The sequence below is a fragment of the Halorubrum tibetense genome, assembly GCF_042661865.1.
Classification (GTDB): Archaea; Halobacteriota; Halobacteria; order Halobacteriales; family Haloferacaceae; genus Halorubrum; species Halorubrum tibetense.
On the sequence record NZ_JBHSWW010000688.1, the window covers coordinates 1 to 559 of the forward strand.

At 72.1% G+C, this 559-nt stretch carries 1 protein-coding gene; it reads right to left on the reverse strand.

Features of this window, described 5'->3' with window-relative positions; genetic code table 11:
- The coding region (locus ACFQEU_RS17760) for a BtpA/SgcQ family protein (RefSeq protein WP_379784305.1) at positions 1–559 on the reverse strand (559 nt) is incomplete at both ends.

A 559-nucleotide genomic window follows, 5' to 3' on the forward strand; every position in this document is an offset into this window, starting at 1 on the left:
GCCGACGAGCACGGGCGTTCCGAGCCCGTGTTCGTCCCGTTCGTCGACGACCGCCTGAAGCGCGTCGGGGTCGACCGATTCGCTGGTGCCCGGACCCGACGCGATCACGGCGTCCGCCGCTCCCCGTTCGGCGGTGTCCGCGAACGACTCGGCGGTGTATCCCGCCGGCGTCAGCGGTGCGGAGTGTTTCACGTCCGTGTCGGCGAACACGCCGACGTCGACGCCGAGCGACTCGCGGAGTCGGATCGTCTCGTGCGCCCGTCCCTCCACGATCCCCTGATCGGTGACCCGAGCGCCGGTGTGGACGTTCACCCGGACGAACGCCGCGTCGACGGTCGCAGCGACGGCGACGGCCGCCTCGGCGTCGTTCCGGAGGACGTTGACTCCGATCGGGAGGTCGGTGGCGTCCGCCACGGCGGCCGCGGCGCGGGTCGTCGCCGCGACGGTGTGTTTCGGGACGTCGTCCGGATAGAACGGGGCGTCGCCGAAGTTCTCGATCATCACCCCGTCGACACCGCCTGCGTCGAGCGCTGCTGCGTCGCGTACCGCGCGGTCGACC